A 21861-nucleotide genomic window follows, 5' to 3' on the forward strand; every position below is an offset into this window, starting at 1 on the left:
AACTCCTCAGTCGTTTGGTCCTGCGGATGCTCATCTTGGCAGGTTCGACCGGGGCCGCCAAGACGGGCGCGCCGCCCGGTACCGCCCGCTGGCGCAGGCCAGGAGCCCCAGGGCCACCCAGCAGGCCAGCATCGAGGACCCGCCGTAGGACAGGAACGGCAGCGGCAGCCCGGTGACCGGCATGAGCCCGAGGTTCATCCCGACGTTCTCGAAGATCTGGAACCCGAACCACGACGAGACCCCGACCGCGAGCAGTCGTCCGAAGGGCTCCTCGCACCGCAGCGCCACCACCAGCCCTCGGACGACGAGGAAGCCGAGCAGCACCAGCAGGCCGACCGCACCGACGAAGCCCAGCTCCTCCCCGGCCACGGTGAAGATGAAGTCGGTGTACTGGAAGGGGATGAAGCCACCCTGCGTCTGGGGCCCCTCGCCCAGACCGGTGCCCGACCACCCTCCGGAGCCGATCGCGAGCCGGGCCTGCCGCGTCTGGTAGCCGATACCCTCGGGGTCCAGACCCGGGTCGCGGAAGGCCAGCAGACGGTCCACCTGGTAGGGGTCCAGCAGCGGGACGCGGATGGCCGCGACGACCGCGGCACACACCGCCGCGGCGGCGGCCGCGCTCCACCGCCACGAGGCGCCGGAGGTCGCGACCACGACGAGGGTGAGGACCCCCAGCACGAGACCGCTGCCGAGGTCGGGCTGCAGCATGATGAGACCGATCGGCACGGCCGCCAGCACCCAGGCCGGGATCACCTCACGCCACCCCGGTCGACGGTAGGGGTCCCGGCCCTCGGCCAGGATCATCGCCAGCCCGACCACCAGGCCGATCTTGGCGAGCTCGGCGGGCTGGAGGGAGAAGCCACCGGGCAGGAACAACCAGGACCGTGACCCGTTGACTGTCTGCCCCACCGGCGTGAGCACCAGCACGAGACCCGACAGCCCGGCGAGGTAGACCCAGGGCGCCGCGGCGCGCAGCCAGCGCACGTCCAGCGCGACGACCGCCAGGCCCACGACGACGCCGACGACCGTGTTGACCAGGTGACGCACCGCCAGGGCCGTGCCCGCCCACTCGTGGGTCGCCGACCAGATGAGGACGGCACCCACGAGGCTGAGCCCCAGCCCGGCCACGAAGGGGGCCCAGTCCGTGCGGAGGTAGCGCTCCCGCACGGAGGGGTCAGTCCTCCGCGAGCAGGGCGCGGCTCCGGTCCACGTCGTGCGCCATCTGCTCGGTGAGCTCCTCCACGGAGCCGAACCGGACGTTGCCCCGGAGGCGGGCCAGGAAGTCGACGCAGACGAGCTCGCCGTAGAGGTCGAGGTCGGTGCGGTCCAGCACGTAGGCCTCGACCGTGCGCTCCTCGACGTCGTCGAAGGTGGGGTTGGTCCCGACGGAGATCGCTGCCGGCAGGCGGCGGTCGGGGTCGTCGGCGGCGGCACCGGGCCGCTCCAGCCACCCCGCGTAGACGCCGTCCGCCGGCACCATGCCGACCCGGTCGGGGCCCAGGTTGGCCGTGGGGTAGCCGAGCTGACGGCCGCGGTGGTGGCCGTGCACCACCGTCCCGGAGACCCGGTGGAGACGGTCGGTGATCTGGGCGGCCAGGGTCATGTCCCCGTCGGCGATGGCCTGACGCAGCGCGGTCGAGGACCAGGTGCGTCGACCGTCCGCCAGGGCACCGGCGGTGTGCTGCACGACCACCTCGAATCCGTGCACCTCACCCAGCTGCCGCATGGTGGCGACGTCCCCGGAGTTGTGCAGCCCGAACCTCGTGTCCTGGCCCACCACGACCACCTCGGCCCGCAGGCCGTCGACGAAGGTCTCGACGACGAAGTCCTCCGGCAGCAGCCGGGCGTACTCCCGGGTGAACTCGATGACGACCACCCCGTCGAGGCCCGCCTCCTCCAGCAGCTGCAGACGGTGCTCCAGCCCGACGATCTCCCGGGGCGCCCGCTCCGGGTGCAGCACGGCGACCGGGTGCGGGTCGAAGGTCACGGCGACCGACGCCACGCCGCGCTCCCGCGCCAGGTCGGTGACGGTGCGCAGCACGGCCTGGTGGCCGAGGTGGACGCCGTCGAAGTTGCCGAGGGTCGCCACCGTCGGGCCGAGGTCGTCGGGGAGGTCCTCCACGCTGGTCCAGCGATGCACGGGCGTCACTCTAACCGGACCCGGCGGGGGCCAGGACCACGTGCGCCCGCGCCTCGTCCCGCGACTCGTCGAGCACCGCCACCAGGTGCCCGTCGGGCGCGAAGGCCGCCACCGGTTCGCTGCGTCCGGGCTGCTCGGAGGGTATGCGCCGACCGTGGCCGAGGGCTCGGGCCTCGGCGTCGTCGAGCGACCGGGTGGTGAGCGTGGCGCGGGCGGCCTCGGCCAGCGGGACGAGCTGGCGGGCCACCGCCCCGTCCTCGGCCAGGGCCTCCAGCGCACTGGCCGCCTCGACCCGTAGCCCACCCACCCGGGTGCGTCGCAGAGCGGTCAGGTGGCCGCCGACCCCGAGGGCGGCACCGAGGTCGCGGGCGAGGGCACGGACGTAGGTTCCCGAGGAGACCTCGACCTCGACGTCGAGGTCCACGGTCAGGCCCTCCGGGCGGACGTGCATCACCTCGAAGCGGGCGACCCGGACCGGCCGGGCGGCCAGCTGCACGTCCTCGCCGGCCCGCACCCGGGCGTAGGAGCGCTCGCCCCGGACCTTGATGGCGCTGACGGCGCTGGGGACCTGCTGCAGGTCGCCCGTGAGGTCGCGCACCGCGACGGCGATCTGCTCCTGGGACAGGTCCGACGCGTCCGCCGTGGAGACCACCTCGCCCTCGGCGTCGTCGGTGAGGGTGGCCTGCCCGAGCCGCACGGTGGCGGTGTAGGCCTTGTCGCTGCCCACGAGGAAGGTCAGCAGCTTGGTGCCCCGGCCCACCCCCAGGACGAGCACCCCGGTGGCCATCGGGTCCAGCGTGCCGGCGTGGCCGACCCTGCGGGTCCCGCACAGCCGACGGGCCCGGGCGACGACGTCGTGGCTGGTCCACCCGGCGGGCTTGTCCACGACGAGCAGGCCGTCACCCACGAAGGGCGCCCGCGGCGCAGCGCTCATGCTCCGGAGGACCCCTGGTCCTCCTCGACGGCCCGGGGCTTGCGGTAGGGGTCCGCCTCGCCCGCGTAGCCCGACGCCTGACGTCCGGCGGCGAGCTCGGCGTCGCGCCGCGCCACCTGCTGGAGCAGGTCGTCCATGTGCTGGGCGTCCTCGGGCAGCGCGTCGAGGATGAACTCCAGGGTCGGCGTGAGGCGGATGCCCAGCCCCTTGCCGACGAAGCTGCGCAGCCGGCCGCGGTAGGTCTGCAGGATCTCCCCCGCCACCTCCCGGTCCTCGTCGCTGCCCAGCACCGTGTAGAAGACGCTGGCGTGCTGGAGGTCGCCGGTGACCCGGACGTCCGTGATCGTCACGAAGCCGACCCTCTCGTCCTTGACCACCTGCGACAGTCCCTGGGTCACCAGCTGCTTGGTCCGCTCGGCGATCCGCCGCGCGCGTGCCTGGTCTGCCATCTCGTCCTCCTCTGGCTGTCGTGCCTCCCCCGGCCGGGGGGCGGGGGCCGGCCCATCCTACGGAGCCGGTGCGCCGGAGCGACGAGGCCGGTCCTGCGCCCAGGGGCGTGGGACCGGCCTCGTCGTCCGTCAGGTCACCTCAGCTGCGCGGGATCTCCCGCATCTCGTAGGTGGTGATGAGGTCGTCCGGCTGCAGGTCGTTGAACGACCCCAGGTTGACACCGCACTCGAAGCCCTCGCGGACCTCGGTGACGTCGTCCTTGAACCGCCGCAGGCCGGCGATCTGCAGACCCTCGGTGATGACGACCCCGTTGCGGGTGATGCGCGCCTTGGCACCACGGCGCATCTCGCCGCTGCGCACGAGGCAGCCCGCCACGTTGCCGAACTTGGAGCTGCGGAAGATCTCGCGGACCTCCGCGGTCCCGGTCTCGACCTCTTCGTACTCGGGCTTGAGCATGCCCTTGAGGGCGTTCTCGATGTCCTCGATGGCCTGGTAGATCACCGAGTAGTAGCGGATCTCGACGCCTTCCTTGTCGGCGTAGTCGGCGTTCTGACCCTCCGCCCGGACGTTGAAGCCGAGGATGACCGCGTCCGAGGCGACCGCCAGGTTGATGTTGTTCATCGTGATGGCGCCGACGCCTCGGTCGATGATGCGCAGGTCGACCTCGTCACCGACGTCGATCTGGAGCAGCGCGTCCTCCAGGGCCTCCACGGATCCCGACACGTCACCCTTGAGGATGAGGTTGAGGGTCTCGACCTTGCCCTGGGCGAGGGCCTGGTTGAGGTCCTCCAGGCTGATCCGCTTGCGGGACTTGGCCAGTGCGGCCTGCCGGTCGGCAGCCTCACGCTTCTCCGCGATCTGCCGGGCGGTCCGGTCGTCGGGGGCCACCACGAAGGTGGTGCCCGCACGGGCCACCGTGTCCATCCCGAGCACCTGCACCGGACGTGACGGGGTGGCCTCCTCGACGTTGTTGCCGTGCTCGTCGAGCATGGCCCGCACCCGTCCGTGGCTACCGCCGGAGACGATGGCGTCCCCGACCCGCAGCGTGCCCTGCTGGACCAGCACGGTCGCGACCGCTCCGCGGCCCTTGTCGAGGTTGGCCTCGATGGCCACACCGCGCGCGTCCTTGTCCGGGTTGGCCCGCAGGTCGAGCGCCGCGTCGGCCGTCAGCAGCACCGCGTCGAGCAGGTCGTCGATGTTGAGCTGGTTCTTGGCCGACACGTCGACGAACATCGTCTCCCCGCCGTACTCCTCGGCGATGAGGTTGTACTCGGTCAGCTGACCGCGCACCTTGGCCGCGTCCGCGCCGTCGACGTCGATCTTGTTGACGGCGACCACGATCGGCACGTCGGCCGCCTGCGCGTGGTTGAGCGCCTCGATCGTCTGCGGCATGACGCCGTCGTCCGCGGCGACCACGAGGATGGCGATGTCGGTCACCTTCGCACCACGTGCACGCATGGCGGTGAACGCCTCGTGCCCGGGGGTGTCGATGAAGGTGATCGCCCGCTCCTGGCCCTCGTGCTCGGTCCGGACCTGGTAGGCACCGATGTGCTGGGTGATCCCACCGGCCTCGTCGCCGCCCACGTCGGCCTGCCGGATGGCGTCCAGCAGGCGCGTCTTGCCGTGGTCGACGTGACCCATGACCGTGACGACCGGGGGGCGGGCCTCGAGGTCCTCGTCGGACTCGGCGTCCGCCTCGGCCTCGAGATCGATGTTGAAGGAGCTGAGCAGCTCGCGCTCCTCCTCCTCCGGCGAGACGACCCTGATGGTGTAGTCGAGCTCGGCACCGAGCACCCCGAAGGTGTCCTCGTCCAACGACTGGGTGGCCGTGGCCATCTCACCGAGGTGGAAGAGGACGGTCACCAGCGACGCGGGGTCGACGTTGATCTTGTCGGCGAAGTCGGTCAGCGACGCGCCGCGCCGCACCGTGATGGTCGCGCCGTTGCCACGGGGCACGTTGACGCCCCCGATGGCGGGCGCCTGCATCTGCTCGAACTCCTGGCGCTTGGCCCGCTTGGACTTGCGTCCGCGGACCTTCCCGCCGCCTCGACCGAACGCACCCGCCGTGCCACCGCGGCCGCGGGGACCGCCGCCACGACCTCCACCGGGGCCACGGAAACCTCCCGCAGCGCCGGGGCCACCGGGGCCGCCCCCGCCGGGGCGGCCACGGCCGCCACCGCGCGCAGGGCGCTCACCGGGACGGGGCACCGCGGCCTGGGCCGGCATCATGCCCGGGTTCGGACGGGGACCGCCGGGACGAGGACCGGCGGCACCGGTGCCCTGGCGTGCGGCCGGGCGCTCCGAACCTCGGCTGCCGCCGGGCCGGGGCATGCCCTGGCTGGTCGCGAACGGGTTGTTGCCCGGCCGCGGCGAGCCGCCGCGATCACCCTGACCACCGCGGCGGTCACGGGACTGGCCCATCCCCTGGTTGGAGCTGAAGGGGTTGTTGCCCGGTCGCGGTCCCGGCTTGGCACCGGGTCGCGGGGCCTTGGGCGCGGCCTTGGCGGCCGGCGCCTGCGGGGTGGGCGCCTGCGGCGTCGGCTCCGGGGCCGCGGGCTTCTCCCTCGTCGGCTCCTGGGCGGCCGGCTGCTGCTGCACCGGCTCGGCCGGACGCGGCGTCGGCGACGGGGTCGCCTCGGGGGCAGCCGGGGCCGGAGCCTCGGACGTGGTGGCGGCCGTCGGCGCCGGGGACGGCGTCGCGGGCCGAGCGGGACCCGGCTTGGGGGCAGAACCCTTCGAGGCCTTGGCGGTGGACGCCTGGGCCTGGTCGGACCCCTTCGGGCCGGAGCCGGCCGGGGGGTTCTCGCGGATCTTGCGTACGACGGGAGGTTCGATGGTCGACGACGCCGACCTCACGAACTCTCCCTGGTCCTTCAGGTGGGCGAGCAGCTCCTTGCTCTCGACCCCGAGCTCCTTGGCGAGCTCGTAAACCCTGAGCTTTGGCACGGTGTGGTGTCTCCTTGGTGTCTGGCGCCACGACCGAACCCGCTCGGGGAGGTCGCGACTACTGCTGGTGGGTGCTCATCGCTGAGTACTCATCGGGTGCTCATCAGCGTCAAACCCGCTTCCGGTGTCCTCGATGACAGGCCATGGCCCGCCCGTGATGCGTCTCACCGGACCGGTCGGTCCGGCGAGGTCCTTCATCCGTGCTGCTGCACCGAGTGCCGCAGCACCTCCGCGAGATCGACCGGCACCGGCGCCGGGAGGCGCAGGGCACGGACGACGGCGCGGCGAGCCACGGCCGACTCGACACACCCGGTGCGCGGGTGCACGTAGGCACCACGCCCCGGAAGACGTCGGCGTTCGTCCGGGACGACCGTCCACGATCCGGCCTCGTCCCGACGAGCCACCAGCCGCAGCAGCGCGGCTTGCTCGTCCCGTCGCCGACACCCCACGCAGGTGCGGACAGGTGATCCTGCCCGCACCGGGAGGTCAGCTCCGGTCCGACCCTTCACTCTACACGCTGGGGTCGGGCGAGGTGGCCGCTGCTCCGTGCTCGACCTGCTCCTCGGTGTCGGCGCGGATGTCGATCTTCCAGCCGGTCAGCCGGTTGGCGAGGCGGGCGTTCTGGCCCTCGCGCCCGATGGCCAGCGACAGCTGGTAGTCGGGGACCACCACCCGGACCTGCTTGGTGCGGGTGTCGACCACGGCCGCCGACGTCACCCGCGCCGGCGAGAGCGCCGCCGCCACGAAGGACGCCGGGTCGTCGTCGTAGTCGACGATGTCGATCTTCTCGCCCTGCAGCTCGGCCATCACCGCCCGGACCCGCTGACCCATGGGCCCGATGCAGGCGCCCTTGGCGTTGACCCCCGGCACCGGCGAGTGGACCGCGATCTTGGTGCGGTGACCGGCCTCGCGGGCGATGGCGTCGATCTGCACGGTGCCGTCGGCGATCTCGGGGACCTCGAGGGCGAAGAGCCGGCGCACGAGGTTCGGGTGGGTCCGCGACAGCATGACGTGCGGGCCGCGCATGCCTCGCTTGGCGCTCACGACGTAGCAGCGCAGGCGCTGCCCGTGCTCGTAGCTCTCCCCCGGCACCTGCTCGGAGACTGGCAGCTCGCCCTCGATCGTCCCGAAGTCCACGAGCACGCGGCGCGGGTCGTTCGACTGCTGGATGACGCCGGAGACGATGTCCCCCTCGCGTCCGCGGAAGTCCCCGAGGATGGCGTCGTCCTCGAGGTCCCGCATCCGCTGGGTGATGACCTGCCGGGCGGTGGAGGCGGCGACCCTCCCGAAACCTTCCGGGGTGTCGTCGTACTCCGGCCCGGGCTCGCCCCGCGTGCCGTCCTCGAGGACCGGCGGGTCCTCGCGGGCCCACACCGTGACGTGCCCGCTGCTCCGGTCGAGCTCGACGCGGGCGTGGCGGGCATGCCCCTCGATGCGCTGGTAGGCGGAGAGCAGAGCCTGCTCGATCGCCTCGGCGATGACGTCCATGGGGATCTCGCGCTCGCGCTCGAGCAAGCGGAGCGCGGCCATGTCGATGTCCATCATGCGTCCTTTCCGTCGGGGCGGGTGAACTCGATCTGGACCTGGGCCCGCGTCACCTCGGACAGCGGCACCAGGTGGTCCTCCCCCTCCAGCCGCAGCTCCGAGGGCCCGGCGGCGAGCAGCCGCGAGGTCGTCGAGCTGCCGTCGGTGCGCACCACGGAGAGCAGCCGCCCCACGTTGCGCCGGAAGTCGGCGGGCGTGGTGAGCGCCCGGTCGGTGCCCGCCGAGCTCACCTCGAGGGTGTAGGCACGCTCCCCCATGACCGCGCACCCGTCCAGGGCGGAGGACACCGTCGTGGTGGCCTCGGACACCTCGTCGAGGCTCAGCGGCTCCACCGGGGACGTGGTGTCCTCGGCGGGGATGGTGGACACGTCGCGGGCGAGCAGCACGCGGACCAGCCGTCGCCGTCCGGCCTCCTGCACCCTGACGTCGTCGACCACGACGCCCAGGCCGGCGTGCTGCAGGGCCTCGGAGGTGTGCTGCGTGATCGTCGCGGCGGCGGCGCGGGCGTCCATGCGGTTCTCCTCGTCTTCTGCTGTCGGCGGGCCGGGCACGCTCAGGTGCCCGCGGCGTACGGCCCCGGGGTGGACAGCCTACCGTCTGCGAGGATGGCGCCCATGCCCCGTGCCGCCACCTCCCGCCGCACCCTCCTGCGTGCGGGAGCGGGCGTCGCGACAGGGGCCCTGCTCACGGGATGCAGCGGCGAGCGACTGCGCACGCCGTGGTCCCCGGACCCCTCGACCGACCCGCAGGAGGCCCGCGCGACCCCTGACCTGCCCCTGCTCGAGGACGCCCGGTACCGGGTCGCGGGCTACCGAGACCTGCTGGCGGCCACCCGCCCGAGCGGCGACGCCCGCCAGCTGGCGCGCACCCTCGACGACGTGTGGGCGACCCAGGTGGAACGCCTCGACCTGGTCCTGCAGGCGCTCCGCGGCGGCGGGGTGCAGGACGCCGGGGCGGCGACCAGCGGCGCCGGTGACGACGCCGCGGCCACCTCGGTCGTCCCCACGGAGCTGACCGAGGTCGGGCGCAGGGTGCGGGAGGACCTGGCAGCCATGCTCGAGGGTGTCGCGACCTCCACCTCGGTGCACCGCCCCATGCTGCTGTCGCTCGCGGCCCAGCACCTGGCGAGCGCAGAGCGTCTCGGGGCCGCCACGGACTGGCCCCCGCTGGTCGGACCGACCGGCACGGCGGCGGTCCCCGTCCTGGCCCGCACCCGCCCCGCCGTCTTCGCGCTGGAGGTGGTCACGGCGCGCTCCGGAGGGGAGGAGCGGGAGCGCTACGAGGACGTCCTGGCCCCGCTGCGCTCGGTCACCCGCACCCTCGTCACCCTGGCGGGGGACGCGGCTCCGGTCCCACCGCTGGGCTACGACCTCCCCGAGCCGCTCGCCGACGCGGAGCAGCGCCTCACCCTCGCACGGGCCGTGGTGCAGGACGTCGCACCGGCGGTCCTGTCGGTCGCCGACCGGGCCGGGTCGGACGTGGCGCAGGTGGAGTCCTTGCTACGGCTCGTCCTCGAGGCCGACCTCTGGGCGGACCGGCTGGGTGTGCCCGAGCAGCCCTTCCCGGGCATGATCCAGCCCTGAGCCCGCTCGCTCGGCGAGGCAGACTGGGGGCATGCCGAACCGTCTCGCCAGCAGCACCTCGCCCTACCTCCTGCAGCACGCGGACAACCCGGTGGACTGGTGGGAGTGGGGTGAGGACGCCTTCGAGCAGGCCCGGCACCGCGGGGTGCCCGTCCTGCTGTCCGTGGGGTACGCCGCCTGCCACTGGTGCCACGTCATGGCGCACGAGTCCTTCGAGGACGAGGAGGTCGCCCGGGTCCTGCGCGAGGGCTACGTGGCGGTCAAGGTGGACCGGGAGGAGCGACCGGACGTCGACGCCGCCTACATGAGCGCCACCACCGCGCTCACCGGTCATGGCGGGTGGCCCATGACCTGCCTGCTCACGCCCACCGGGGAACCGTTCTGGGCGGGCACGTACCTGCCCAGGGACGACCTGCTCCGGCTGCTGCGGGCCGCCGCAGGGCAGTGGACCTCCGATCGGGACCGCCTCGAGCAGGGGGCCGCCGAGGTGGCCGCGCGGCTGCGGCAGGCCACGGCGCGGGCCGATGCCGCTGCCGCGGACCGGGGCACCCTCGACCTCCAGGGCGCGGTGGCGGCCCTGGCCGGCGAGTACGACCCCCGGTGGGGCGGGTTCGGCGGGGCGCCGAAGTTCCCGCCGGCCATGGTCCTGGCGTTCCTGCTGCGTCACCACGCCCGCACCGGCGACGAGGACGCCCTGTCGATGGTGCGGAGCACCTGCGAGCACCTCGCCCGGTCCGGCACCTACGACCAGGTCGGCGGCGGGTTCGCGAGGTATGCCGTGGACCGGGCCTGGGTCGTCCCGCACTTCGAGAAGATGCTCTACGACAACGCGCTGCTGCTGGGGGTCTACACGGACCTGGCCCGCACCGACGAGACCTCGCGACCCTGGGCAGAGCGCGTCGTGCGGGAGACCGTCGAGTGGCTGGTCCGGGAGCTGTGGACCGAGCAGGCGGCCTTCGCCAGCTCGCTCGACGCCGACACCGACGGGGTGGAGGGCGCGACGTACACGTGGACCCGGGCCGAGCTCGCGGCCGTCCTGGGGCCCGAGGACGGCGAGGCGGCCGCCGACCTGCTCGGGGTCACCGGGACCGGCACCTTCGAGCACGGCCGTTCGACGCTGCAGCTGCGTGCCGACCCCAAGGACCGCGCGTGGTTCGACGGGGTCCGGCAGCGGCTGGACGTCGCCCGGAGCCTGCGACCCCAGCCGGGCCGCGACGACAAGGTCGTGACCGCCTGGAACGGGCTGCTGGTGGGCGCGCTCGCGCACGCCGGCTGGGTGTTCGGGGAGGAGGACTGGGTCGACGTCGCCGCGCGCTGCGCCCGCTTCCTCCTGGACGTCCACGTCGTCGACGGCCGCCTGCGACGCAGCTCGCGGGACGGCGTCGTGGGACGCTCCCTCGGCGTGGCCGAGGACGCCGGCTCCCTCGCCGACGGCCTCCTGGCGCTGCACCGGGCGACCGGGGACCCGCGGTGGCTCGCGGAGGCCGACGATCTCCTCGACAGCGCCCTCGACCTCTTCGGCGAGCCGGACGGCGGTTTCGCCGCCACGGGGCGCGACGGCGAGCAGCTCTTCCTCGCCCCGTCGTCGATGGGTGACAACGCCGAGCCAGGCGGGCTGTCCGCCCTCGCCGTCGCGCTCGTGCGGGCCGGTGCCCAGGGCTCCCGCGCGGACCGGCTGGACCGTGCCCGTCAGGCCCTCGCCCGGGTGGCGGCCACGGCGCAGCAGGCCCCACGCTTCTCCGGGTGGTCCCTGGTGGCGGCCGAGGAGCTGGCCGCCGGGCCGGTCACGGTGCACCTGGGGGCGCGTCCGGGCGCCGAGCTGGCGCGGGCCGCCGGCCGCACCCCGGTGGGCACCCTCGTCGTCTGCCCCGCGACCGGTGGCGGCGACAACACGCCGCAGGTCGGCCCCGGGCTGGCGCTGGTCTGCCGGGGGACGGTGTGCGGCCTGCCCTCCCCCGACCCGGCCGACCTCCCCCGACGACCCTGAGGACGCTGCCACGCCAGGACGGCCCTCCCGCCCGGTGCGCCTCCGTCTGCGAGCATGGAGTCGTGCGATTCTCCCGGGCCCTGGCCACCCTCACCGCCGTGCTGGTGCTGACGTCCTGCAGCGACGGCGGCCCGGCCACCACCCAGGTGGCCCCGACCACCGAGGACCGCGACGCGGTGACGTCGTCGGCAGGCGCACCGGCGACGACCGACAGCACCGCCGGCACCGGGTCCCCCGGCGACGCGGGCGCCACGAGCACCGCACCGGCGGGTGACAGCGCGGCCCGCACCGGGTCCGCGACGGCGTCCTCGACGGCGACGGCGGCGCAGCGGACCTCGGCCGCACCCGAGAGCTCCCCCCTGGGCAGCGGGCCCGTGAACGTCCTGCTGGTCGGGACCGACTCGCGGGACCCCTCCTCGATGACGGGGCAGTCCGACACCATCATGCTGCTGCACCTTCCGGCCGACCGCGAGGACGTCGCGCTCGTCTCGTTCACCCGCGACATGTGGGTGGACATCCCGGGGCTCGGCCAGGGGAAGATCAACTCGGCGTTCGCCCGGGGCGGCACCGACACGCTGCGCGCCACGGTCTCCGACCTGCTCGGTGGCGTGGAGATCGACTACGTCCTGCAGTCCAACTTCCAGGGGTTCATCAACCTCACCCGGTGGCTGGAGGGTTTCGAGGTGGACAACCAGCACGCCTCCTCGGTGGTGGTCGGCTCCACCGGTCGGGAGGTCGTCTTCCCGGAGGGCGAGATCCGGCTGGAGAACACCGACGGGCTCATCTACGCCCGACAGCGCCAGACGCTGCCCCTGGGGGACCTCGACCGCACCGAGCGTCAGCGGGCGGTGATGATCGGGATGATGGAGCGGCTTCAGGAGCGCCTCGAGGACGACCCGCAGGACTTCCCGGAGCTGGTGGCCAACCTGCGGGACAACGTCAAGGTGACCGGGGACCTCGACGTCGCGGACTTCGTCGCGCTCGCCCCGCTGCTCACCGAGCTCGACCCCGAGGACACCATCTCGCTCATGGTGCCCCTCACCGGCTTCGACACGATCCAGGGCCAGTCGGTCAACGTCGTGGACCGGGAGCAGACCGCGGCGCTCGGCGAGGCGATCCGGGAGGACTCGGTCGAGTCCTACGTCGAGCGCTGGGGGACGGGCTACGCCCCCGGAGGGTGACGCGCAGGCCGGGCGACGTCAGCCCGCCAGCTGCACCCAGGTGTCGTAGCCGAGCTTGGCGATGAAGGCGACGAGCACCACCACGAAGAAGACCCGCACGAACCTGCTGCCGCGGGAGACCGCCACCCTGGCTCCGAGATAGCCGCCGACGACGTTCGAGGCGCCCATGAGCAGCCCGACCGACCAGATGACCGCCCCCTGCGGGACGAACACGGCCAGCGCCGCGAGGTTGGTCGCGAGGTTGGCGATCTTGGCCTTCGCGCTCGCCTCGAGGAACCCGTACCCGAGGATGCTCACGAGCGCGAAGACGAAGAACGAGCCCGTCCCCGGACCCAGCGCCCCGTCGTAGGCGCCCACGCCCAGCCCGATGAGGACGGCCCACGCCAGGTGCCGCCGCCGGGAGTGGGAGAAGCGCAGCGCCTGCATCTGCCCCATCGAGGGCTTCACGAGCGTGTAGGCCCCCACCGCCACCAGGACGACGAGGATGAGCGGGGTGAAGGCCGCCTTGGGGATGTGGAAGGCGAGCGCCGCCCCGGCCGCGCTGCCGCAGAGGGCGGCGCCCGCCAGCGGCAGCGCGGTGCGCAGGTCGGGCCGGATACGGCGCAGGTAGGTGAGGGAGCTGGTGGTGGTGCCGCAGATCGAGCCCAGCTTGTTGGTCGCCAGCAGCTGCACCGGGCTCACGCCCGGCAGCGCCAGGAGCAGGGCGGGGAGCTGGACCAGCCCGCCACCGCCGACCACGGCGTCGATGAATCCGGCCGCGAGCCCGGCGAGCATGAGGAGGACCAGGACCCGTGGCTCCAGGTCCAGCGCGGCCAGCACCGACGGGTCGGGGCTCAGCCCGGGGTCGGGGTCGCGCCCCGCACCTCGGCCAGGACCTCGGCGACGCAGGTCTCGACCCGGACCTCGCGTCGGGCACCGGAGCGGCGGTCCTTGACCTCGACGACGCCGTCGGCCAGGCCCTTGCCCACGACGACGATCGTCGGCACGCCGAGCAGCTCGGCGTCCTTGAACTTCACGCCGGGGCTGACCTTGGGCCGGTCGTCGAAGACGACCTCGAGCCCCTGGTCGCAGAGCTCGGCCACGAGTCCCTCGGCGTGCTCGAAGACCGCCTGGTCCTTGCCGGTGGCGACGACGTGCACGTCGGCCGGCGCCAGCTCGCGGGGCCACACCAGCCCGAGGTCGTCGTGCGTCGCCTCGGCCACGGCCGCGACGGCGCGCGAGACCCCGACCCCGTAGGAGCCCATGGTCACCGTCACGAGCTTGCCGTTCTCGTCCAGCACCTTGAGGTCCAGCGCCTCGGCGTACTTGCGGCCGAGCTGGAAGATGTGCCCCATCTCGATCCCGCGGGCGAGCGTGAGCGGGCCGGCACCGTCGGGGCTCGGGTCGCCCTCACGGATCTCCGCGGCCTGGATGGTCCCGTCGGCGGTGAAGTCCCGCCCCAGCACGAGGTCGAAGACGTGCCTGCCGTCCTCGTCGGCACCGGTCACCCAGGCCGACCCCTCGGCGACCGAGGGGTCGAGGAGGTACCGGATCCCCGAGGACCGCTCCTCACCGAGCACGCCGGGGCCGATGTAGCCCTTGGCCAGCATCGGGTAGGCCGCGAAGTCGGCCTCCTCGAACGGACGCCAGGTGGCGGGGGCGACCTGGGCGTCCAGCCGCTTGGCGTCGACCTCCCGGTCGCCCGGCAGGCCGATGGCGAGCGGCTCGGTGCGGCCGTCGGGGTGGGTCAGCAGGACGACGACGTTCTTGAGGGTGTCGGCCGCCGTCCAGGGCCGGCCGTCGGCCCGCGGGTGCAGGGCGTTGCCCTGGTCCACGAGGGTGGCGATGGTGGGGCTGTCGGGGGTGTCCTCGACGTGCGCCGCAGGGGTCGCCGCCACCGTGGCCTCGTCGACGGGCGGCGCCTGGGGCACCACGACCGCCTCGACGTTCGCGGCATACCCGGACTCCGCGCAGCGGACGAAGGTGTCCTCCCCCACCGGGCTGACCGCGAGGAACTCCTCGCTGGCCGAGCCGCCCATGGCCCCGGAGTCGGCGTGCACGACGACGTAGTCGAAGCCGAGCCGGTCGAACATGCGCACGTAGGCCTCACGGTGCCGCGCGTACGCCTGCTCCAGCCCCTCGTCGGTCACGTCGAAGGAGTAGGAGTCCTTCATGACGAACTCGCGGCCGCGCAGCAGCCCGGCACGGGGCCGCGCCTCGTCGCGGTACTTCGTCTGGATCTGGTAGAGGGTGAGCGGCAGCTCCTTGTAGGAGCTGAACATGTCCTTGACCGCGAGGGTGAACATCTCCTCGTGGGTCGGTCCGAGGAGCATGTCGTTGCCCTTGCGGTCCTGCAGCCGGAAGATGAGCGGGCCGTACTCGGTCCACCGGTTGGTCGCCTCGTAGGGCTCGCGCGGCAGCAGCGCGGGAAAGCTCAGCTCCTGGCCGCCGATCGCGTCCATCTCCTCACGGACGATCGCCTCGACCTTGCGCAGCACCTTCAGACCCAGCGGCAGCCAGGAGTAGATGCCCGGGGCCGCCCGCCGGATGTAGCCGGCCCGCACGAGCAGCTTGTGCCCGGGCAGCTCGGCGTCGGCCGGGTCCTCGCGCAGGGTCCGCAGGAACAGGGTCGACAGGCGCATGACCACGTGGGGGCACTCCTCGGGGTGGCAGGGGGATTCGTCGCGGTATGCCGGTGGTGCCGGCGGTACGAGGGTACCTGCCGGCCGAGGAGCACCTCGACGGGATTCCGGCCGGGCCTACGGCGGGCAGCGACGGCGCCGGCCGGCCGGGCTCAGCGCCGGGCGGCCACCTCGGCGACGCCCGCGAGGAGCCGGTCCACGTCCTCGGTGCTGGTGTAGGGCGCCAGGCCCACCCGCACGCCGCCGGTCGACCCCAGACCCAGCCGGTGGGACAGCTCCCAGGCGTAGAAGTGGCTGGCGGGCGCGTTGACGTCGAGCCCCGCCAGGTGCCGGTGCACCTCGCTCGGCGGCACCCCGTCCAGGGTGAACAGGAGCGTCGGGGTGCGGCGGGCCGCCCGCGACCAGAGGGTCAGGCCGTCGATGGCCCGCAGGCCGTCCTCGATGCGCTCCCGCAGCGCCCCCTCGTGCGCCTCCACCGCGGCGAAGGCGCTGGTGAGGCGCTGCGCCCTGGAGGAGCCCTCTCCCCAGCCGGCGATGAGGTCGACGGCGGCGGTGGCACCGGCCAGCAGCTCGTAGGGCAGGGTGCCCAGCTCGAAGCGCTCGGGCACGGCGTCGCTCGAGGGCACCAGCTTGTCCGGGTGGAGCTCCTCCAGCAGACCCGGCCGGGCCACGAGCACCCCCAGGTGCGGCCCGAAGAACTTGTAGGGCGAGCAGGTCAGCAGGTCGGCGCCGAGCGCCTCCCGGTCGATGCGGTCGTGCGCGGCCAGGTGCACGGCGTCCACGTGGACCAGAGCGCCGGCCTCGTGGGCCGCGTCGGCGATGCCCCGGACGTCAGGCCTCGTCCCCAGCAGGTTCGAGGCCCCCGTCACCGCGACCATCCGGGTGCGCCCGGACAGCACCGAGGTGACCGCCTCGACCGGCAGCTCCCCCGTGGCCGGGTCCACCTCGGCCCACCGCACGGTGGCGCCGACCGCCTCGGCGGCCAGGACCCACGGGCGGATGTTGGCGTCGTGGTCCAGCGAGCTCACCACGACCTCGTCGCCGGGGCCCCAGCCCTGGCCGCGCGCGAGAGTGCGCGCGAGGTCCAGGGTCAGCGCCGTCATGCTCCGGCCGAAGACCACGTCCCCGGGGTCGACACCCAGCAGGTCGCCCAGCGCGGACCGCGCCTGGACGACGACCTCGTCGGCGCGCCGCTCGCTGGCGGTCACGACCCCCCTGTTGGAGATGGGGCTGGTGAGCGTGGTGGCCACGGCGCCGGCCACCACCTCGGGCGTCTGCGAACCGCCTGGGCCGTCGAAGAAGGCGACCCCGGAGCGCAGGGAGGGGAACTGGGCACGGACGGCGGCGACGTCGAGCGGCATACCGCCCACCCTAGGCGGGCCCCGGTGCAGCGTCCGGCGCGGCCCGCCCGCCGGTTGAGCCGGCACGCCTGGGCAGAGAAGGGCTCCCGATGCACGGCTGTCTGGCCGCGCATGAACCTGAGCAGAGAAGGGCCGCCCGAGCAGGTGCTGGGACTCCCGCCTCGGCCACCTTTCTCTGCTCAGGCGGCGACCGCTCCCCCGCGCACGCCGCCTGGGGAGAGAGACGTACGCACGACGAGGGTGGGTGAGCGCTCGGCCCACCCACCCTCGGGTGACGTCAGCCCGGGCCGGCAGGCCCGGGCCGCGCGTCACTCGTGCTCGCCCGCCACGTCGTGGTCGTGGCCGTGGTCGTCACCACCCAGCGGGCCGGCGAAGGTGTGCTCCGGTCCGGCCGGCTCGGGAACGGTGAAGCGACCCGGGATCTTCGCGCCCGCGACACCGTTGACCGTCTCGGTGGAGGCGGCGTAGGTGAAGACCGCGAAGGCCACGGCGTCGGAGTTGACCTCCAGCGCGTGCGCGTCGTAGTTGTCGATCGTGTCGCAGGCCTCGTGATAGCAGGGGTCGAACTGGTCGCCCGCGGTGCCACCCCAGATCTCCTCCTGCTCCTCGGTCTTGACCACCTCGGCGCCGGTGAAGAGGCCACCGGAGGGGATGCCGTTGTTGATGAAGGCCTGGTAGTCGCTGCGACCGCTGAAGGCCGAGTCGTCGTAGGGCTCGTCGCGCAGCGTGTAGAACGACTCGAACGTCTTCTCGATGTCCTCCGAGCCCTCCGGCACGACGACGGGCGCCTCGAAGCTCGACTCGTCCGCGTCGTAGACCCCGAAGTAGTAGTTGGGCGAGCCGATCATGTCGAAGTTGAGGTAGAGCGCGATCTCGTCGAGCTCCTCCTCGGTCCGCTGCCCGACCCACTCGGTGGAGCCGATGAGGCCCAGCTCCTCCGCACCCCACCAGGCGAACCGCACGGTGTTCTGGGGCTTGGACTTGCTCATCTGCTGGGCGACCTCGAGCAGCGCGGCCGAGCCGGTGCCGTTGTCGTTGATGCCCGGTCCGGCCTCGACCGAGTCCAGGTGTGCCCCGGCCATGACGACGTTGCCGTCGGTCTTGCCGGCCAGCTCGCCGATGACGTTGTAGGAGGTCGCCTCGAAGAAGTCGACCGTGACCTGGGCGGTGGAGCCCTCCTGCGCCAGCGCCTCACCGGCGGCGAAGTCGGTACCGACGACCGGGATGCTCGCCTCGAACGGCAGCAGCGTCGGGTTGACCGGACCGAACCGGTCGCCCGTGGTCGTGCTGGGGTCACCCTGGTTGAAGATGACGACGGCCTCCGCACCGGCGGCCTGGGCGTTCTGTGCCTTCAGCCCGAAGGCGCACGAGCCGCGCTGCACGAGCACGACGTCGTCCGGTCCGGAGAGGTCGAGCCCGGCGAAGTCCTCCGCCTCGCACCCGCTGCTGTTCGCGCGGTCGCCCGCGAGGTTGATGTCCACGGGGACGACCGCGCCGGTCACGTCGCCCTCGCCGGTGCCCGCGGCGTCGAAGGCGGTGTAGGTGCCGTCGACCGGGGTGAGCTGGCGGAGCACGACATCCGCGGCGTCGTAGGTGAACTCCTCCACCTCGGCGGACCAGCCGGCCGCCTCGAGGACCTCGACGACGTAGTCGACGCTCGCCTCGTAGCCCGGGGTCTGGTCGGCACGGTTCCCGTCGTTGGCGTCGGCGATGGCCTGGAAGGCCTCGAGGTGCTCGACGACCCCGCCGAGACGCACGCACTCGAGCAGCTTGGCGTAGGTGTTGTTGGTGCGGTTCTCGCACCCGCTCTCGGCCGGGGCAGCGCCGGAGGGCGCGGCCACCAGGGCGGATGCGATGAGGGCGCCGGCAGCGGCCGTGCCCAGCGTGCGCCGGTGGCGCAGGCGATGGTTCATGAGGACTCCTTCGTCGCTCGGGTGGACGGGCTCCTGGGACGGGGCCCGCAGGTCAACCTAGCGACGTGGGGGACGCCGCGCGAGCACCGGCGCCACGCCGCGTCGCGCCGCCTGTGATGACATGGGCGTATGACACAGACCTCGTCCGGCACCGACCCGCACCGCTGGCTCGAGGAGGTCGAGTCGCCGCAGGCCCTCGCCTGGGTGCGCGAGCGCTCGGCGGCCAGCGAGGACACGCTGCGCCGCACCGACGTCTTCCCCGCGCTGCACGCCGGCATCCAGGACGCCCTGGAGGCCAGCGACCGCATCCCGCTCGTCCGCCAGGCCGGCGACCACCTCTACGGCTTCTGGACCGACGCCGACCACCCCCGAGGGGTATGGCGCCGCACCACCTGGGCGTCGTACCGCACCGAGGAGCCGGCCTGGGAGGTGCTGGTCGACGTCGACGCGCTCGCGGCCGCGGAGGACGTGCCGTGGGTGTGGCAGGGGGCCGCCCTCCTGCGCCCCGGACACGACCGTGCCCTGGTGCACCTGTCCCGCGGCGGCTCCGACGCGGGCACCACCCGCGAGCTGGACCTGACCACGGGGTTCTTCGTCCCCGCGCCGGAGGGCTTCGCCAAACCCGAGGCCAAGGGCAGCCTGACGTGGCGGGACCGCGACCACGTGTTCCTCACCACCGCCGACGACCCCACCGGCGCGACCCGCTCGGGGTACCCGCGCACGGTCCGGCTGTGGCGCCGCGGCACGCCCGCCTCCGAGGCGGAGGTCGTCCACACGGTTCCCGAGGAGGACCTCGGGGTGTTCGTGCACCACGACCAGGAACGCGACCAGACCGTGCTCACCCGGGTCCCGGCGTTCTACCGCGAGCAGGCGCTCGTCCTCACCACCGACGGGGTGCAGGCGCTGGACCTGCCCGAGACGGCCTCGATCTCGGTGCACGGGGACCAGGTCGCCGTCGAGCTGCGCCACGCCTGGCGTCCGCGACCCGGGCTGGAGTACGCACCCGGCGCCCTGGTGGTGGCCCCGCTGCCGGCCGTCCTGACGGACCCGGCCACGGCACCGTGGACCTGCCTGGTCGCCCCGGACGAGCGCTCCGCCCTCGTCGGCCTCAGCTGGACCGCCCACCAGCTCGTCACGACCACCCTGCAGGAGGTGCGGCACACCGTCCAGGCGCACCGCAGGACCGCGCAGGGATGGGTCACCACCGACCTCACCGACGCACTGGAGGTCGGCCTGCGGACCGTGAGCCTGTCGGCGGTCGACGACCACGAGAGCGACGACCTGTGGGTCGTCACGACCGGCTTCCTCGACCCGATGACCCTCTCGCTGGCCCACCTCGAGGAGGGCCAGGGACAGGACCTGCGGCTCGAGACCCTGCGGCAGGCGCCGCAGCGCTTCGACGCCAGCGGCCTGGAGGTGACCCAGCAGTGGGCCACGTCCGCGGACGGCACCCGCGTGCCCTACTGGCAGGTGGGTCCTGCCGACCTGCCCGGGGACGGCTCGACACCGACGGTGCTGCACGGGTACGGCGGCTTCGAGCACGCCCTCACCCCTGCCTACGACCCCATCGTCGGCCGGGCCTGGCTGGCGCACGGCCACGTGCACGTCGTCGCCGGCATCCGCGGGGGCGGGGAGTTCGGCCCGCGCTGGCACCAGGCGGCCCTCCAGGAACAGCGTCCGCGGGCCTACGAGGACTTCGTCGCGGTCGCCCGCGACCTCGTCGCCCGCGGCGTGACCTCCGTGCCCCGGCTGGGGACGACCGGGCGCAGCAACGGCGGCCTGCTCGTGGGCAACATGCTCACCGGCTACCCGGAGGACTTCGGGGCCGTCGTCTGCCAGGTGCCGCTGCTCGACATGGGGCGCTACCACCACCTGCTGGCCGGGGCCTCGTGGATGGCGGAGTACGGCGACCCGGACGACCCCGAGCAGTGGGAGTGGCTGCAGACCTTCTCCCCCTACCAGCGCTTCGACCCCGAGCGGCCGACCCCGCCGGTCTACCTCGCGACCTCGACCCGCGACGACCGGGTGCACCCCGGCCACGCCCGCAAGATGGCGGCGCTGCTGGAGGAGCACGGGCGCGACGTGACCTACTGGGAGAACACCGAGGGTGGGCACGGGGGCGCCAGCACCGCCGCGCAGTGGGCGACGTGGCACGCCCTCGCGTGGGCCTTCCTGCACGAGCGGCTCACCGGCTGAGGCGGTCCGCCGCGGGACCGCTCAGAGCAGGACCGTGGCGAAGGTGCCCGTCTGCACCATGCCGACCCGGCGGTAGGTCGCCAGGGCCGGGGCGTTGAAGTCGTTGACGTAGAGGGTGACGACCGGGGCGACGTGCCGGATGGTGTGCTCGACCACGGCGGCCATCGCCGGCGCCGCCACCCCCTGGCCGCGCCAGCGCGGGTTCACCCAGACCCCCTGCACCTGGGCCACCCCCAGCGCCACCGAGCCGAGGTCGGCCTTGAAGACGACCTCCCCGTCCTCCACCCGCACCAGCGTGTGCCCCTCGTCGACGAGGCCCGCCACGGCGCGACGGTATGCCGTGGCGTTGCCGCGGTAGGGCGGGTAGCCGATCTCCTCGGTGAACATCGCCGCGGCGGCGGGGAGCACCAGGTCGACCTCCTCCGGCCGGGCCGGCCGCACCTGCGGGTCCAGCGGCACGCCGACCTCGCTCGGCAGGGCCTGCATCGTCATCACCGGCTGGTTGCGGCGCACCTCGCGCGGCTCGCCCCAGTGACGGCGCAGGCGGCCCCACAGGTCCAGCACCTGGTCGGCGGGGCCGAAGACCGAGCTCGCGGTCGCCCGGCGCTTGACCACGGTGCCCGCCAGCGCCCCCAGCGCGCGCGGGCTGGCGCCGACAGGGACCACGTTGGCCGCGCACCAGCACAGGGCGTGCTCACCGCCGGTCTCGTAGCCGTAGAGGGGTCCGCGGGTGCCGACCAGACCGCTCTCCCGGATGCGCGCGGCGACGAAGACATTGCTGACCGGGTCCTCGGCGCACACGTCGAGGGCACGCCGGACGTCCTGCAGACCGTAGGCGCGCACGCTCGACGTCCCGGAGCCGAGGGTGCGCAGCATGCCCCCAGCCTGCCCCACCCTCGGCGCTCGTGCGACACGGGCCCGCGCGAGGCCCTCCACCTGCCCCGACGCCCGGGGCCGTGCCCTTGCGGGACAGGTCAGGTCAGGGCAGGATCGGAGGGCACCAC

At 73.6% G+C, this 21861-nt stretch carries 17 protein-coding genes; 4 read left to right on the forward strand and 13 right to left on the reverse strand.

Annotated elements, in window-relative coordinates; translation table 11 throughout:
* Nucleotides 1-30: 30 nt before the first annotated feature.
* The 8 genes from rodA to rimP all read right to left on the reverse strand — a co-directional run bounded on the left by rodA (nt 31) and on the right by rimP (nt 8527).
* Nucleotides 31-1167 carry a rod shape-determining protein RodA gene (gene rodA, locus AVL62_RS14925; RefSeq protein ID WP_058892439.1) on the reverse strand — a complete coding sequence of 379 codons (1137 nt, stop codon included), beginning with the start codon at nt 1165-1167 and terminating at the stop codon, nt 31-33.
* Nucleotides 1168-1174: 7 nt separating this feature from the next.
* Nucleotides 1175-2140: a bifunctional riboflavin kinase/FAD synthetase gene (locus tag AVL62_RS14930; protein ID WP_058892566.1), complete on the reverse strand. Its 966-nt coding sequence runs from the start codon at nt 2138-2140 to the stop codon at nt 1175-1177.
* Nucleotides 2141-2150: 10 nt separating this feature from the next.
* Nucleotides 2151-3074, reverse strand: a complete 924-nt coding sequence (gene truB / locus AVL62_RS14935; RefSeq protein WP_058892440.1) for a tRNA pseudouridine(55) synthase TruB — start codon at nt 3072-3074, stop codon at nt 2151-2153.
* Nucleotides 3071-3523, reverse strand: coding sequence for a 30S ribosome-binding factor RbfA (gene rbfA / locus AVL62_RS14940; RefSeq protein ID WP_058892441.1), 453 nt, complete (start codon nt 3521-3523; stop codon nt 3071-3073). The genes truB and rbfA overlap by 4 nt, the downstream gene beginning before the upstream one ends.
* Nucleotides 3524-3662: 139 nt before the next feature.
* Nucleotides 3663-6470 carry a translation initiation factor IF-2 gene (infB, locus tag AVL62_RS14945; protein WP_058892442.1) on the reverse strand — a complete coding sequence of 936 codons (2808 nt, stop codon included), beginning with the start codon at nt 6468-6470 and terminating at the stop codon, nt 3663-3665.
* A 194-nt stretch (nt 6471-6664) separates the two neighbouring features.
* Complete coding sequence (locus AVL62_RS16740; protein WP_083518998.1) at nt 6665-6979, reverse strand: YlxR family protein; 315 nt, start codon at nt 6977-6979, stop codon at nt 6665-6667.
* Nucleotide 6980: 1 nt separating this feature from the next.
* Nucleotides 6981-8012, reverse strand: a complete 1032-nt coding sequence (nusA, locus tag AVL62_RS14950) for a transcription termination factor NusA (RefSeq protein WP_058892443.1) — start codon at nt 8010-8012, stop codon at nt 6981-6983.
* Nucleotides 8012-8527: a ribosome maturation factor RimP gene (rimP, locus tag AVL62_RS14955; RefSeq protein WP_083518999.1), complete on the reverse strand. Its 516-nt coding sequence runs from the start codon at nt 8525-8527 to the stop codon at nt 8012-8014. Before rimP ends, nusA begins: the two co-directional genes overlap by 1 nt.
* Before the next feature lie 102 nt (nt 8528-8629).
* Between rimP and AVL62_RS14960 the strand changes: the two genes are divergently transcribed.
* The 3 genes from AVL62_RS14960 (at nt 8630) to AVL62_RS14970 (ending at nt 12766) form a co-directional block, all read left to right on the forward strand.
* Nucleotides 8630-9598 carry a DUF4439 domain-containing protein gene (locus tag AVL62_RS14960; RefSeq protein WP_058892444.1) on the forward strand — a complete coding sequence of 323 codons (969 nt, stop codon included), beginning with the start codon at nt 8630-8632 and terminating at the stop codon, nt 9596-9598.
* A gap of 31 nt (nt 9599-9629) precedes the next feature.
* Nucleotides 9630-11585 (forward strand): thioredoxin domain-containing protein, encoded by a 1956-nt coding sequence (locus tag AVL62_RS14965; protein WP_058892445.1) that lies wholly within the window; start codon nt 9630-9632, stop codon nt 11583-11585.
* A gap of 62 nt (nt 11586-11647) precedes the next feature.
* Entirely contained in the window at nt 11648-12766 is a 1119-nt protein-coding gene (locus AVL62_RS14970) for an LCP family protein (protein WP_058892446.1), read from the forward strand.
* 18 nt (nt 12767-12784) lie between these two features.
* Here AVL62_RS14970 and AVL62_RS14975 read toward each other — a convergent pair whose 3' ends face one another.
* From AVL62_RS14975 to AVL62_RS14990, 4 genes are all read right to left on the reverse strand, one after another.
* The gene (locus AVL62_RS14975) at nt 12785-13540 is read right to left on the reverse strand and encodes a TSUP family transporter (RefSeq protein WP_058892567.1); all 756 of its coding nucleotides are present in this window, start codon (nt 13538-13540) and stop codon (nt 12785-12787) included.
* Between the two features lie 59 nt (nt 13541-13599).
* The gene (locus tag AVL62_RS14980) at nt 13600-15387 is read right to left on the reverse strand and encodes a proline--tRNA ligase (protein WP_058892568.1); all 1788 of its coding nucleotides are present in this window, start codon (nt 15385-15387) and stop codon (nt 13600-13602) included.
* A 152-nt stretch (nt 15388-15539) separates the two neighbouring features.
* A complete protein-coding gene (locus AVL62_RS14985; RefSeq protein ID WP_058892447.1) occupies nt 15540-16748 on the reverse strand; it encodes a cysteine desulfurase-like protein in 1209 nt (402 codons plus the stop codon).
* A 308-nt stretch (nt 16749-17056) separates the two neighbouring features.
* The gene (locus AVL62_RS14990; RefSeq protein ID WP_058892448.1) at nt 17057-18661 is read right to left on the reverse strand and encodes a M20/M25/M40 family metallo-hydrolase; all 1605 of its coding nucleotides are present in this window, start codon (nt 18659-18661) and stop codon (nt 17057-17059) included.
* 129 nt (nt 18662-18790) lie between these two features.
* On the opposite strand from AVL62_RS14990, the gene AVL62_RS14995 reads away from it, so the two are divergent.
* On the forward strand, nt 18791-20857 hold the full coding sequence (locus AVL62_RS14995; protein ID WP_058892449.1) for a prolyl oligopeptidase family serine peptidase: 2067 nt from the start codon (nt 18791-18793) through the stop codon (nt 20855-20857).
* A 21-nt stretch (nt 20858-20878) separates the two neighbouring features.
* On the opposite strand, the gene AVL62_RS15000 is transcribed toward AVL62_RS14995, so the two are convergent.
* Complete coding sequence (locus AVL62_RS15000; RefSeq protein WP_058892450.1) at nt 20879-21733, reverse strand: DUF4081 domain-containing GNAT family N-acetyltransferase; 855 nt, start codon at nt 21731-21733, stop codon at nt 20879-20881.
* Nucleotides 21734-21861 lie beyond the last annotated feature (128 nt).

Origin of the sequence: Serinicoccus chungangensis, assembly GCF_001483745.1 — a bacterium.
Lineage (GTDB): Bacteria > Actinomycetota > Actinomycetes > Actinomycetales > Dermatophilaceae > Ornithinicoccus > Ornithinicoccus chungangensis_A.

Bases quoted from the DNA above. Each gene is read 5' to 3' on its own strand.
- truB (WP_058892440.1), bottom strand. From the start codon at position 3,074: ATGAGCGCTGCGCCGCGGGCGCCCTTCGTGGGTGACGGCCTGCTCGTC.
- rbfA (WP_058892441.1), bottom strand. From the start codon at position 3,523: ATGGCAGACCAGGCACGCGCGCGGCGGATCGCCGAGCGGACCAAGCAG.
- nusA (WP_058892443.1), bottom strand. From the start codon at position 8,012: ATGGACATCGACATGGCCGCGCTCCGCTTGCTCGAGCGCGAGCGCGAG.
- rimP (WP_083518999.1), bottom strand. From the start codon at position 8,527: ATGGACGCCCGCGCCGCCGCCGCGACGATCACGCAGCACACCTCCGAG.
- AVL62_RS14960 (WP_058892444.1), top strand. From the start codon at position 8,630: ATGCCCCGTGCCGCCACCTCCCGCCGCACCCTCCTGCGTGCGGGAGCG.
- AVL62_RS14965 (WP_058892445.1), top strand. From the start codon at position 9,630: ATGCCGAACCGTCTCGCCAGCAGCACCTCGCCCTACCTCCTGCAGCAC.
- AVL62_RS14975 (WP_058892567.1), bottom strand. From the start codon at position 13,540: ATGCTCGCCGGGCTCGCGGCCGGATTCATCGACGCCGTGGTCGGCGGT.
- AVL62_RS14980 (WP_058892568.1), bottom strand. From the start codon at position 15,387: ATGCGCCTGTCGACCCTGTTCCTGCGGACCCTGCGCGAGGACCCGGCC.
- AVL62_RS14985 (WP_058892447.1), bottom strand. From the start codon at position 16,748: ATGCCGCTCGACGTCGCCGCCGTCCGTGCCCAGTTCCCCTCCCTGCGC.
- AVL62_RS14990 (WP_058892448.1), bottom strand. From the start codon at position 18,661: ATGAACCATCGCCTGCGCCACCGGCGCACGCTGGGCACGGCCGCTGCC.
- AVL62_RS14995 (WP_058892449.1), top strand. From the start codon at position 18,791: ATGACACAGACCTCGTCCGGCACCGACCCGCACCGCTGGCTCGAGGAG.
- AVL62_RS15000 (WP_058892450.1), bottom strand. From the start codon at position 21,733: ATGCTGCGCACCCTCGGCTCCGGGACGTCGAGCGTGCGCGCCTACGGT.